Origin of the sequence: Aquimarina sp. MAR_2010_214 (genome assembly GCF_002846555.1) — a bacterium.
In the GTDB taxonomy this organism is placed as follows: domain Bacteria; phylum Bacteroidota; class Bacteroidia; order Flavobacteriales; family Flavobacteriaceae; genus Aquimarina.
In genome coordinates this window covers 3,395,657-3,407,780 of sequence record NZ_PJMS01000001.1, presented here as the reverse complement: position 1 = coordinate 3,407,780, position 12,124 = coordinate 3,395,657, and the positions used below count along the sequence as shown (strand labels likewise).

Annotated in this window: 10 protein-coding genes; 9 read left to right on the top strand and 1 reads right to left on the bottom strand. The window is 34.9% G+C overall.

Features of this window, described 5'->3' with window-relative positions:
* Window positions 1-30 precede the first annotated feature (30 nt).
* A complete protein-coding gene (locus tag ATE84_RS14615; protein WP_101448659.1) occupies window positions 31-909 on the bottom strand; it encodes a LysR family transcriptional regulator in 879 nt (292 codons plus the stop codon).
* 80 nt (window positions 910-989) lie between these two features.
* On the opposite strand from ATE84_RS14615, the gene hutH reads away from it, so the two are divergent.
* The 9 genes from hutH to ATE84_RS14575 all read left to right on the top strand — a co-directional run bounded on the left by hutH (window position 990) and on the right by ATE84_RS14575 (window position 12,119).
* Entirely contained in the window at window positions 990-2,570 is a 1,581-nt protein-coding gene (gene hutH / locus ATE84_RS14610; protein WP_101448658.1) for a histidine ammonia-lyase, read from the top strand.
* 52 nt (window positions 2,571-2,622) lie between these two features.
* On the top strand, window positions 2,623-3,861 hold the full coding sequence (hutI, locus tag ATE84_RS14605) for an imidazolonepropionase (RefSeq protein ID WP_101448657.1): 1,239 nt from the start codon (window positions 2,623-2,625) through the stop codon (window positions 3,859-3,861).
* A gap of 74 nt (window positions 3,862-3,935) precedes the next feature.
* Window positions 3,936-5,936 carry a urocanate hydratase gene (locus ATE84_RS14600; protein ID WP_101448656.1) on the top strand — a complete coding sequence of 667 codons (2,001 nt, stop codon included), beginning with the start codon at window positions 3,936-3,938 and terminating at the stop codon, window positions 5,934-5,936.
* 12 nt (window positions 5,937-5,948) lie between these two features.
* Complete coding sequence (locus ATE84_RS14595) at window positions 5,949-6,533, top strand: HutD family protein (RefSeq protein WP_158237261.1); 585 nt, start codon at window positions 5,949-5,951, stop codon at window positions 6,531-6,533.
* 14 nt (window positions 6,534-6,547) lie between these two features.
* A complete protein-coding gene (locus ATE84_RS14590; RefSeq protein ID WP_101448654.1) occupies window positions 6,548-7,351 on the top strand; it encodes an N-formylglutamate amidohydrolase in 804 nt (267 codons plus the stop codon).
* Window positions 7,352-7,460: 109 nt separating this feature from the next.
* Window positions 7,461-8,843 carry a formimidoylglutamate deiminase gene (gene hutF / locus ATE84_RS14585; RefSeq protein ID WP_101448653.1) on the top strand — a complete coding sequence of 461 codons (1,383 nt, stop codon included), beginning with the start codon at window positions 7,461-7,463 and terminating at the stop codon, window positions 8,841-8,843.
* Window positions 8,844-9,431: 588 nt separating this feature from the next.
* Complete coding sequence (locus tag ATE84_RS25880; protein ID WP_143273646.1) at window positions 9,432-9,677, top strand: hypothetical protein; 246 nt, start codon at window positions 9,432-9,434, stop codon at window positions 9,675-9,677.
* Between the two features lie 39 nt (window positions 9,678-9,716).
* Window positions 9,717-10,715 (top strand): IS1595 family transposase, encoded by a 999-nt coding sequence (locus ATE84_RS14580; RefSeq protein ID WP_101444842.1) that lies wholly within the window; start codon window positions 9,717-9,719, stop codon window positions 10,713-10,715.
* A gap of 339 nt (window positions 10,716-11,054) precedes the next feature.
* The gene (locus ATE84_RS14575) at window positions 11,055-12,119 is read left to right on the top strand and encodes a LytTR family transcriptional regulator DNA-binding domain-containing protein (protein WP_101448652.1); all 1,065 of its coding nucleotides are present in this window, start codon (window positions 11,055-11,057) and stop codon (window positions 12,117-12,119) included.
* Window positions 12,120-12,124: the final 5 nt, after the last annotated feature.

Here is a 12,124-nt window from a genome sequence, read left to right as displayed (position 1 = left end):
TGATATTCTGATGATTGATAGTTATCTTTTCTACAAGAATTTCAAAATTTGTTGTAGCGCTGGGTTTCGATTGTCTTTTTTCCAAATAACAGAAAGTATTGCTTTTTGAGATATTTTCGGAATCTCTAAAAACTTAACACCCAGATCAAAACCTTGTTGCAATGATGTAGGAACAATCGCAACTCCTAACCCACTCTCTACCAGTTTAAAAATAGTTTGAGCATGCACCGATTTATGAGAAACGATAGGAGAAAATCCTTTGTCCTCACAAATACTCATTATCTTATCGTAATATACCGAACTATAATCAGATGAAAACAAAATAAAATGTTCATCAGCAACCTGTTTTACACTCTTAAACGTCTTCTCATTTAAATGATGGTTCATCGGTAAGACCAAAGAAAATGTATCGGTATGTACCGTTTTTATTTCTATTCCATCTGGTACTCTGGCTAGTCTTACAAAACCAAGATCCAATTGATCCTTGACAATCCCTTCTACCTGAAGATAATTAGACATCTCTTCTAAACTAAATTGTATGTTAGGATATTCTTCATTTGCCTTAACCAACAATGCTGGAATAATAGTCTGTATTGCCGAACCCAAAAAACCTATTCTAATTTCTCCATCACTTCCTTTATCAATCAAACGAGTTTGTCGTATCGTAAAATCTATATGATTAAAAATATAATCCAACTCTTTTTTTAGATACACTCCAGCAGCAGTTAGTGTCACTTTTCTTTTGCTACGTACAAAAAGAGCAACACCAATTATTTCTTCCATCTGTTTGATCTGTCTGCTTAATCCTGGTTGAGAAATAAACAATCGATCCGCAGCTTTTCTGAAATGTAACTCTTCGGCTACTGCCATAAAATAAGTAAAATGTCGAAGTTCTATTTGATAACTCATGGTTATTAATTAATGATCAAATTAGTATTTCTAATTATCAAAAATAGGTATTATTTTAGTAAAAAAATAGAAATACGTATATGTCAACGACAACACACCAATTTTCATTTGGAGAAGATTACCTAACCGCAGGTATGGCAATACAAATTGCTCGTGGGGAAACCATCGGAATTATCTCTGAAACCTCTCGCAATAAAGTAAAAAAAAGCCAGCAAGTAGTAGAAAACATTGTAGATAAAGGAGACCCTGTATATGGTATTAATACGGGTTTTGGACCACTTTGTACTACAAAAATATCTAAAGAAGAAACTAATATTCTTCAAAGTAACATCTTGCAAAGTCATAGTGTAGGTGTGGGAGACCCCATAGATACCGAGATTGCTAAGCTTATGCTTATTCTTAAAATACAATCTCTGGCTAAAGGGTATTCTGGTATTGCAGAAAAAACATTAGATAGAATTCTATGGCATATTAATAACGATGCTATCCCGATTGTTCCCTGTCAGGGATCTGTTGGAGCATCTGGAGACTTAGCTCCGCTCTCTCACCTATTTTTACCTTTACTGGGGTTAGGGAAAGTAGAATATCAAAATAAAGTAATTACGACACAAGAGTTATTCGACATCACAGGATTAAAACCTCTTGATTTAGGACCAAAAGAAGGATTAGCTTTAATCAACGGAACTCAATTTATTGCAGCCCATGCGGTACAGGTAGTAGCAAAACTACATAGCTGCCTTACGCAAGCTGATATTATTGGAGCAATGATGATCGAAGGATTGCAAGGCTCTATAAAACCATTTTTTAAAGAACTACACCAATTACGACCTTATAAAGGAAATATACATGTCGCTTCCAGAATAAAATCTTTATTAAAAGGTTCTGAAATCATGGAAGATCATATCGATTGCGACCGTGTTCAGGACCCCTATTCTTTACGTTGTATGCCACAAGTACATGGTGCATCAAGAAATGCTTGGTTACATTTAAAAGAACTTCTTGAAGTAGAGTTAAACTCGGTAACCGATAATCCTATAATTATAAATGAAGAGCTAACCATTAGCGGAGGTAGTTTTCATGGGCAACCCTTAGCAATGGCTATTGATTATGCATGTTTAGCAGCTTCAGAACTCGGTAATATCTCTGATAGAAGAATTTACCTTTCATTAGAAGGTAATTCTCCTGGTGTTCCTAAATTATTGATGGAAGATACAGGTATCAATTCTGGTTATATGATACTACAATATACCACTGCTGCATTGGCAAGTGAAAACAAAGGATTATGTTTTCCGTCAAGTGCCGATAGTATTCCTACTTCTCTGGGGCAGGAAGATCATGTAAGTATGGGATCAATCGGTGGTAGAAAAGCACTGAGAGTAATTGAAAATCTGGAAAAAATACTAGCTATAGAATTATTAACTGCAGCTCAGGCATTTGAATTTAGAAAACCTTTAAAATCAGGAATCATTCTAGATGAAATTCATAAAAAAGTACGAGAAGCTGTATCTTTTGCTGATAAAGACAGAGTATTTGCAGATGATATAGAAAAAGGAATCAAAATAATTAAAGAGAAAACTATAATTACCACGGCAAATCAAGTATCAGCAAAAGAGCAATTATCATTAGAAACGCAGTTTTCTAGTGAATTTGAAAAATATTAGTCCAAAAATTAAGTAGTTCCCTTAGACTCGATGTAAATGAAAAAAAATTAATATGACAACATATACATTAATAGGCCCGATCACGCAACTTATACCGCTACAAAAAACAGGTAGTAAAGGTGCTATAAAAGATCAAGACCTCGAAATCATTGAGAATGCAGGTATTCTTATTGAAGGTGAAAAAATCCACACCATTGGTGCTTTTTCAGATTTAAAAGAAAAAGCCAATGCGCTACAAGCAGAAATTATAGAATTACATACCGATCATGTATGTACTCCTGGCTTTATAGATCCTCATACTCATATTTGTTTTTCTGGATCCAGAGCTAATGATTATGCTATGCGAAATGCAGGAAGATCCTATCTAGAAATTGCTGAAGCTGGTGGTGGTATCTGGGATACCGTTACTCAAACCAGAAAAGCAGAACAGCAGGTGCTTGTTTCTGGTGTTATAGAAAGAGCAAATACATTACTAAAAAGAGGAATTACCACAATCGAAGTAAAAAGTGGATATGGTCTTTCGGTTACAGAAGAACTTAAAATGCTACGTGCTATAAAAACTGCAAATAGTAGTACAACAGCAGATTTAGTCTCCACCTGTCTTGCCGGGCATATACTTCCCCGGGATTTTGATGGAGATCATAAAGCATACCTCGAAGAAATTAGTACTACTCTATTTCCTTTATTAAAAGAAGAGCAACTTACAAATCGAATAGACGCTTTTGTTGAGCAAGGAGCATTTCTTCCTTCTGATATCTATCCCTATTTTGAAAAAGCAAAACAAATGGGATTTGATATTACCGTCCATGCAGATCAATTTAATACAGGAGGTAGCGAAGTAGCTGTAAAAGTAGGAGCAATTAGTGCAGATCATTTGGAAGCCAGTACCGAGAATGAAATACAAATGTTAGCCCAAAGTAATGTGATTTCGGTTGCTTTACCTGGTGCTTCCATTGGATTAGGATGTGACTTCACTCCTGCCCGAAAAATTTTAGACGCAGGAGGAGCTCTTGCTATCGCCAGTGACTGGAATCCTGGTTCGGCACCAATGGGGGATTTGCTAACACAAGCTTGTATTCTGGGCACATTTCAAAAATTAAGTAATGCAGAAATTCTTGCCGGAATTACCTGTAGAGCAGCTGCTGCACTTAATCTAGACGACAGAGGAAGATTAGTTCCTGGGATGATAGCAGATTTTAACCTGTTTGAAACAGAACATATCAATGAAATCTTTTACCATCAGGGAAAACTCATTCCTTCTCAGGTATGCAAAAAAGGAAAGTTAATATAACGACAATAAAACAAACTTCACAGGCCTGCACTCAATTCGATACAGCACAGTCATGAGGTAAAAAAAATATGAATATGAGTTTCAAAGAACAAATACTTCAAGGGATTCCTAAAACAATGCCTCCAAAGAAATCTTTGGATTCTAAAATTAGTCGTGCTCCCAAACGAAAACAAATTCTTTCTAACGAAGAAAAAAAATTAGCACTTAAAAATGCATTACGATATTTCCCAAAAGACTGGCATAAAGAACTTGCCAGTGAGTTTTTAGATGAATTAAATACATTCGGACGTATTTATATGTATCGCTTTATGCCAGAATACGTTATGTATGCTCGTCCTATTGATGAATATCCTGCAGAGACAAAACAAGCAGCAGGAATTATGCTTATGATTCAGAATAACCTGGATCATGCAGTCGCACAGCATCCATACGAGTTAATAACGTATGGTGGTAACGGAGCTGTATTTCAAAATTGGGCACAATATGTATTAACGATGCAATATTTGGCCACGATGACCGAAGCGCAAACTTTACATATGTACTCTGGACATCCTATGGGATTATTCCCTTCTTCAAAAGATGCTCCAAGAGTTGTGGTAACCAACGGAATGATGATTCCCAACTATTCAAAACCTGATGATTGGGAAAAATACAATGCTCTGGGTGTAACGCAATATGGGCAAATGACCGCAGGAAGCTATATGTACATTGGTCCTCAAGGTATTGTACATGGTACAACTATTACCGTAATGAACGCTTTTAGAAAAACATTGAAATCCGAAGAAAGTCCTGCTGGTAAAATCTTTTTAACTTCTGGATTAGGAGGAATGAGTGGTGCTCAACCAAAAGCTGGAAACATTGCAGGATGTATTACTATTTGTGCCGAAGTAAATTCAAAAGCAGCCCAAAAACGTCATGAGCAAGGTTGGGTAGATGAAATTCATGATAATTTAAATGATTTGGTAACCAGAGTTCAAAAAGCAATGGATCAAAAAGAAATCGTTTCTATTGCATATCAAGGTAATGTTGTTGATATCTGGGAGCGATTCTATGAAGAAAACATCTATATTCAATTAGGATCTGATCAAACATCATTGCACAACCCGTGGTCTGGAGGATATTATCCTGTAGGGCTAAGCTATGAAGAAGCCAATACCTTGATCAGTAATGATCCAGAAGCGTTTAAAAACAAAGTTCAGGAATCGCTTCGCAGACATGCAGAAGCAATTAATAAACATACTGCAAGAGGCACCTATTTCTTTGATTACGGAAACGCGTTCTTACTAGAAGCTTCTCGTGCAGGAGCAGATATCATGGCAGAAAACGGTATTGATTTTAAGTACCCATCCTATGTACAGGACATTCTGGGCCCTATGTGTTTTGATTATGGTTTCGGGCCTTTTAGATGGGTATGTACCTCTGGGAAACCAGAAGACCTGGACACCACAGATCAGATTGCCTTAGAAGTAATGGAAGCTATCAAAAAAGTTTCTCCAAAAGAAATTCAACAGCAGATGCAGGATAATATTACCTGGATTAGAGAAGCCAAACAAAACAAACTTGTGGTTGGTTCTCAAGCTCGTATTTTATACGCCGATGCCGAGGGTAGAATCAAAATCGCTGAAGCGTTTAACAAGGCAATTGAGAGTGGAAAAATTTCGGCTCCGGTTGTTCTGGGGAGAGATCATCATGATGTAAGCGGTACCGATTCCCCTTATCGGGAAACCAGTAATATTTATGATGGCAGTAAATTTACTGCAGATATGGCTATTCATAATGTGATCGGAGATAGTTTTAGAGGAGCTACCTGGGTATCTATCCACAATGGTGGTGGTGTTGGCTGGGGAGAAGTAATCAACGGTGGATTCGGGATGCTACTCGATGGCTCTGCAGAAGCTTCAGAAAAACTAGAACGTATGTTATTTTATGATGTAAATAATGGAATCTCTAGAAGAAGTTGGGCTCGTAATGAAGAAGCACTGTTCGCTATAAAAAGAGAAATGGAAAGAACTCCGCAACTTAAAGTAACATTACCAAATTTGGTAGATGATGAACTATTAAAAGGTTTTATATAAATGCACCGTATTATGGAGGTTACCATCATTACATCAGATACATTTAAAACCAATACCTGGTCTGGGGGAACAACTACACAATTTTTTATGTATCCCCCAACGGCAAATTACAAGGAATTAAATTTTGATTTCAGGTTAAGTATGGCGACTGTTGCAATAGAAAAATCTGTTTTCACTTCACTTCCAGGTGTGTCGAGAACACTTCTGGTTTTGGATGGAGAAATAACATTACAACACGAAGACAGATACACAAAACAGCTTTCAAAATTAGATAGTGATACATTTGAAGGAGGTTGGAAAACATCTTCTATAGGAATGTGTACAGATTTTAACCTGATGACCACAGGTAACACGGTGGGTAAACTAGGCGTATTTACTCCTAAGCAAAACGAAAACATCCTATGCCCTATTAAAAATAAGTGGGATTGGGTATTTATATATAACTATTCTGGAGAAGTTACTATTGACATCAATCATCAAGAGTATACGATACACCAATCTGATGTATTAGTTATACGACAACCAATTGCAACTAATATGCATATTAATGCAATTAAAGATAGTACCTTAGTTTTCTCTGAAATAGTAACTAATTAATAAAATTTAAACGTGTGAATCTATTTAAGATTACAGAAGCCAAAGCACCTATAGTTCCTATAATTATAAGTGTCCCGCATTCGGGAACAAAATTTCCTTCAGCCATAAAAAAACAGTATAAAAAAAGGATGCGTACCCATCTTGATGATACTGATTGGTTTGTACATCGACTGTACGAATTCGCACCATCTTTGGGAATCACTGTAGTTAAGGCAAATCTAAGTCGATGGGTAATCGACCTTAATAGAGATCCAAAAAGTGTACCCTTGTATAATGATAACAGACTTATTACAAGCAATACACCAATAACAGATTTTTACGGAAATAAAATTTATAAGTCTCAAGAATTCGAACCTGATCAAAACGAAATTAAGAGAAGATTAGATACCTATTACTGGCCCTACTACAAGCAACTTAAAACGCTGATAGAAGATAGAAAAAACCAGTTTGGTAAAGTTTTACTTTGGGATGCGCATTCTATCCGCCATAAAGTAAGTACGATTCAAAAAGATCCTTTTCCAGATATGATTTTAGGAAATAACGATGAGAAAACGGCATCTCCAGAACTCATTACATCTGCTTTGCATGGGTTAAAATCAGGAACATTTGAAATTAATCATAACTCCCCTTTTAAGGGAGGACATATTACCCGTTACTTCGGAAATCCAGAGAATAATATTCATACGCTTCAGCTGGAAATGAATAAAATTTTATATATGGATGACAATGAAGTTACTTATAATGAGGAAAGAGCAAAAAAAGTGCAGCACATATTACAACATACCATGGAGCGTTTAATTGAAACGCTACAAAAATAAAATTCTGAAACAAATTATGAAATGAGCCGTAACAATTAAAGTTGATACCAACCGAGATGTTCAATGGCGAATTCCATCTGACAATTAAAAAAACAATAAAAAAGAACAGATGAAAACCTATTATTTTAAGGGAATACTACAAAATACTGGCTGGAAAGAAAACACCAGTTTCACTGTAAATAATGAAGGTATCATTACAGATATCTCTTCTTTTGACCCACAAAATACATCCAATGAAATTATTGATGGTTTTGCTATTCCCGGGTTTCAGAATGCACACTCTCATGCGTTTCAATATGCTATGGCAGGTTTGGCAGAAAGGCATGAAAGCACTACTTCTACCCCAGATGACTTTTGGGGATGGAGAGAAGCCATGTACCAATTAGCATTAACAATGAATCCAGAGCAAATGGAAGCCATAGCAACAATGCTCTATGCAGAAATGGCTCGTCATGGATATACCAATGTAGCCGAATTTCATTATGTACATCACGATAAAAATGGAGTCCCCTACGCTAATCTTTCCGAAATGGGAAATAGTCTTATTTCCGCAGCAAAAAATGTAGGTATTGGGATTACGCTGGTTCCTATTTTTTATCAAAAAGGAGGTTTTGGGCAAGAACCAAATGACAGGCAGCGAAGGTTTATCTCTCCTACTATTGATGAATATCTAACATTATTAGAATCAAGCAAAGAAGCTTGTACACACTACCAACATGCTAATATTGCTATTGGCATACACTCTATGAGAGGAGTTGAACCGTCTGATATTGCCGAGATCGCAAAATCTGGACCTCAGAATATTCCCTTTCATATTCATGTTTCAGAACAACTAAAAGAGATAGAAGATTCTGTCAAATATCTGGGAAAACGTCCTGTAGAATGGTTATTAGATCATGTAGATATGAATGACAGGTTTCATTTGGTACACGCAACACACCTAACAGATAATGAAATCGAGGGAATTGCAAAAAGCAAAGCTAATGTAGTGCTCTGCCCTAGTACAGAAGGTAATTTGGGGGATGGATTATTTCCGTTAAGAAAATACCAGGAAAATGGAGGGAAATGGAGTATTGGCACCGATAGTCACATAGGTCTTAATCCGTTAGAAGAACTACGTATTTTGGATTATGGACAACGCTTAATTTCTCATAAAAGAAACACCTACTCCTCTAATCAACAAGGAAATTCTGGAATGTATGCATTAGAAATGGTTACTGAAACAGGAAGAAAAGCGATGAATAATTTTAACAAGGATTTCTTTAAGGTTGGAGAACCTCTAAATGCTTGTATTATTGATGCTTCATCACCATTATTAGCTACCGCCTCTACAAAAAATCTTACATCGACTATTGTATATGCTACAGATTCAAACATGCAGTTAGGAACTATTGCTAACGGAGAAATGATTGTTAAAAACCGAAATCATACAAAGTATCAGGAGATAAAAGAAAAGTTTGTAAAAACCATCGATGCATTAAAGAACAGGTGATATTTCTGACTAGTGTAACCTGTTGTGGGTTATTGAGAATAGATTTTTTCAACCATAATGCGTCAATTCGAGTGCCACGCTTTTGAGTGTGGTGTATCGAGAATAGGATTATGGTTGAAAAAATCTAAATGCACAACGGTTTAACTTATATACTTCATATAAAAAACCCTCTAGTAAAAAAACTAGAGGGTTTTACACATTTAACCACTTAAATAACAATCATATAAACTCAACTTAGTATAAAGATACTGTACTATGTAATACGATTATTACGGGTTTCCGCAATAGGTATGATTAATTCTTATAAGTATAATTTTGGTCCTTATTGATATAATTATCTAGAATAGCTTTTTTAACCGGAAACCCTTGTCATTCTGATTGTATCGAAGGGCTCAAGGCCTTGTTAGACTTATCGAAATACGTTATGTCTCCACATTACCCCGAACACAGTCGAGATTATACCTATATGGTTTGATGATGTCATATTTATTAAAAATAAGTTAGATTTGTTGAAGACATATAGGAAATATATCCAATTGGGTATATTTAATTGTTGGCAACAAGCTAGATTATCAATTTAATAAAATCATGGTAAAACCTATAATCCTATTTTTATCACTTTTACTTTTGGCATGTAATGGGTCGAATAAAAAAGAAAATAGTTCCTCTTCAAATATGGAAAGAAAAAGTGTCAGTTGTGTAAAGTATATATTTGAAAAAGATAGCATCTTTGGTGACATCAGAAATCACGCTTCTGAAAAGACTTCAGTAAGTGAAGCAATTAATAATTACTCCAAGAACTTGAAGTCATTAGATTATTCGGCTAAGTTCTAATTAGAATATGTTTTATCTTTACTTTATAAAAACGGAGAAATGATACCAGAAGATTTTAGAGATTTTTTCATTAGTTCATCGGCTTTGGTTCAATCAGAAATTGTTTCCACATTATTGGAGATCTCTACTGAGGGTTCAGCCCTGATTGATAGCAATCAGAGTAAAGCCATAAGCTGTCCTCATTGTAAGTGCAATAAAATTAAGGCTAATGGTAAGCTCAAAGGAGTACAGCGCTATGTTTGTAATACTTGTCATAAAAACTTTAGTGAAACTACCGGTAAGTTCTGGTACAACCTCAAGAAGAAAGACAAAGTTAATCGTTATTTATTCTGTTTACTCTCTGGATATAGTATTCGCAAGAGTGCCAAAGAAACAGGGATTTCTATTCAGACTTCTTTTGATTGGAGGCACAAATTACTTGTCTCCTTTGGGAGCGTAAGTGTGGATGAATTCCAAGGAATCCTAGAGAGTGATGATCTTTTCTTTGCTTACTCTGAAAAAGGGAATCGAAATTTGGATCGTCCTGCTAGAAAACGTGGCGCAAAGGCAAGTAAAGCTGGTCTCAGTAATGAAAAAGTAGCTGTGATAGCCAGTTGTGACCGATCAGGGAACAAAGATTTCAAAGTAGCTACCAGAGGTCGCATTAGTAAAAGTGACTTGGAGACTATATTACAAGGGAAGTTGGCTAAAGTAGAAACCCTTTGTAGCGACAGTCACAGAAGCTATACTGCATTTGCAAAAGACAAGAAGGTAGCACACAAAAAATTTAATGCTTCGAAGGGTCAAAGAGCTGTTGACAAAATATATCACGTACAAAATGTGAATAATATGGATATGCGTCTAAGGAAATTTATGGAGCCCTTCAATGGAGTGGCAACAAAATACCTTCAGAATTATCTGAATTGGTTTTTAGTCTTAGAAAAAATAAAAAATTCAACCAGTAAAATGGCAACCGTAGCAGCTATAGCCTTTGCTTCCAATACTGCCTGGATGGAATTTAAAAACATAGTAGTAAATAATATGCTTTTTAGAACTTAGCCGATTATTCTAATTGCCCAGAAGAATTTAAATCAGCATTTTATAAACATATTAAGGCCTGGCTGGATTTTAGAAAAGTATCAGATAAATATCCTATGCTACGTGGAGAATTGCATGATATTTTTTCTATCATAGAAAAAAGTAAAGATTCCACAGAATTTAAATCAAGATTGAGTCAAATTTTGGAAACATGGAAAATAGTTGAGCAGAGTTCAAATCAGTAAAAGCCAGTTGCCAACACCTATACCTTGTGCTAATTCCGAAAGCCGCTGACTTTCTTCATCGCACAGACGTTTACATTTAACGTTAGCAAATATAAAAACCAACACTAATCCATTAATGAAGTTTAACAAGATAATATTACTTTCTACCCTACTTATTTTAGGTTTAATTTACTACTTGAGTTTTAATTATATTTACAATACAGCTACAGCAGACTTAATAAATAAACAAATAGAAAATTCAAAAATTCAGGCGGACATAATTTCAAGTTTATTAAGTGAAAAATTAATATCAGGTTATTCAAAAGAAGAAGTAAAAAATGAACTTCAAAGAAGTATTGAAAATAGTCCAATAGAAAATAGCTTCATTTGTATGTTTGATGATACAGGAAAAGAAATATGCCACCCTGACAGAGAAAGAATTGGAAAAACACTGACTAAAAACAACTCGATATTAACATCAATACCCAATCAAAAAATTGAAAAAAATTTCAAAGAATCTATCATACAGAAAGTATCTATTGGAGGTTTAAGAGAAACTGAAAATTATACCGAGATAGTATATCTAAGTCCCGTTAAAAATACGGATTGGATTGTAGCTTCCCATTCTAATATTTTGAAGTTTAAAGACGTATTAGACAATCTAAAAGAGAAACTGTCATTTATATTTATTCTGGTATGGCTAGGTAGTTCTCTGTTGATATATTTTTTTCTTCAATTTATAAACTCTAAAAGTTTAGAGAAAATCACCGAACTAAACAGAGAGACGAGTGCAAAATACTTTAATGAGTTAAAAAAATTAAATAAAAACATTTCAAAAACTACGAATAGTGACAAATCAATTAATGACAGATTCTTAGCGGATAAAGGAATCAAACTCACACCTGTTTATATTGATAATATTGCCATTATCTATACAGAAAATAAAATCACTAACATTGTCGAGCATAACAATGAAAAATCTTCCATTAATTTAACATTAGATGAACTATTTAAATCTTTGAATCCAAAAACATTTTATAGAGCCTCAAGACAGGTTATTATATCGGCAAAAGCCATAAATAAAATAGAAAAATATGGAAATGCTCAACTAAAAGTAGAAACCAAGCCTATTTCACCAATAACAATTATCATTAGTAAAGCTAAAATCACAGAGTTTAAAAAATGGGCAGGCAAAAATTAATATTA

Excerpts from the sequence above, each read along its gene's own strand:
- ATE84_RS14615 (WP_101448659.1), bottom strand. The coding sequence starts at position 909 with ATGAGTTATCAAATAGAACTTCGACATTTTACTTATTTTATGGCAGTA.
- hutH (WP_101448658.1), top strand. The coding sequence starts at position 990 with ATGTCAACGACAACACACCAATTTTCATTTGGAGAAGATTACCTAACC.
- hutI (WP_101448657.1), top strand. The coding sequence starts at position 2,623 with ATGACAACATATACATTAATAGGCCCGATCACGCAACTTATACCGCTA.
- ATE84_RS14600 (WP_101448656.1), top strand. The coding sequence starts at position 3,936 with ATGAGTTTCAAAGAACAAATACTTCAAGGGATTCCTAAAACAATGCCT.
- ATE84_RS14595 (WP_158237261.1), top strand. The coding sequence starts at position 5,949 with ATGGAGGTTACCATCATTACATCAGATACATTTAAAACCAATACCTGG.
- hutF (WP_101448653.1), top strand. The coding sequence starts at position 7,461 with ATGAAAACCTATTATTTTAAGGGAATACTACAAAATACTGGCTGGAAA.
- ATE84_RS25880 (WP_143273646.1), top strand. The coding sequence starts at position 9,432 with ATGGTAAAACCTATAATCCTATTTTTATCACTTTTACTTTTGGCATGT.
- ATE84_RS14580 (WP_101444842.1), top strand. The coding sequence starts at position 9,717 with ATGATACCAGAAGATTTTAGAGATTTTTTCATTAGTTCATCGGCTTTG.
- ATE84_RS14575 (WP_101448652.1), top strand. The coding sequence starts at position 11,055 with ATGAAGTTTAACAAGATAATATTACTTTCTACCCTACTTATTTTAGGT.